This window comes from Niveispirillum sp. SYP-B3756 (assembly GCF_009495745.1).
Lineage (GTDB): Bacteria > Pseudomonadota > Alphaproteobacteria > Azospirillales > Azospirillaceae > Niveispirillum.
In genome coordinates this window covers 1-850 of the sequence record NZ_WIDQ01000053.1, presented here as the reverse complement: position 1 = coordinate 850, position 850 = coordinate 1, and the positions used below count along the sequence as shown (strand labels likewise).

The window sequence follows — 850 nt, the reverse complement described above, 5'->3', positions numbered from 1 at the left end:
TAGGCAGTAAACTCATAAAACTGCTTGGTTTGGAATTGGCGTCGTGATTCAAGGGCTTTGACAAGGAGCCCCTGATGACGCGCCGCCGCTACGAACTTACGGACCACGAATGGTCGATCCTGTCCCCGCTATTGCCGAACAAGCCGCGCGGTGTGCCGCGCGTTGATGACCGCCGTGTCCTGAACGGTATTCTGTGGCGGTTCCGCACAGGTTCGCCGTGGGCGGAGATACCGGAACGCTATGGCCCGTCGACGACCTGCTACAACCGGTTCGTGCGCTGGCGGAAAGCCGGGGTGTGGGATCGGCTTCTGGAAGCGGTATCCGCCGCTTACGACGGCGATATCGTGATGATCGACAGCACCTGTGTTCGCGTGCACCAGCACGGGGCCACGGGAAAAAAGGGGCTGGAGACGATGGCGGCATGGGACGTTCCCGTGGGGGCCTCACCAGTAAAATCCACGCGCTCGTCGATGCGGAAGGCCGCCCCGTCCACCTGCGCCTGACCGCAGGGCAGGTCGCCGATTGCACCGAGGCCGACGCTCTGACGGAGGGTCTTGGTGAGGGGACCATTCTGCTGGCTGACAAGGGCTATGACAGCAATGCCATCCGCGCCAAAGCCGCCGAGCGGAAGGCCTGGGCCAATATTCCGCCCAAAGCCAACCGCAAGGGGAGCTTTGTCTTCTCGTCCTGGGTTTACCGGCAGCGCAACCTCGTCGAACGGTTCTTCAACAAGATCAAACAGTTCAGAGGTATCGCCACCCGATACGACAAACAACCCGAGAACTTCCTAGCTGCCGTAAAGCTCGTCGCCGTCAGGCTATGGTGTCAGTCGTTATGAGTCTACGGCCTA

The 850-nt window shown here is 60.7% G+C and carries 1 protein-coding gene; it reads left to right on the top strand.

Annotation, left to right across the window (positions count from 1 at the left end):
• Positions 1 to 74: 74 nt before the first annotated feature.
• Positions 75 to 838 (top strand): IS5 family transposase gene (locus GE253_RS25680; RefSeq protein WP_153206986.1). Its coding sequence is split into 2 segments (ribosomal slippage): positions 75 to 405 and positions 405 to 838, totalling 765 coding nucleotides; the frame shifts between segments, so codons are not numbered across the junction.
• The last annotated feature ends 12 nt before the right edge of the window (positions 839 to 850 follow it).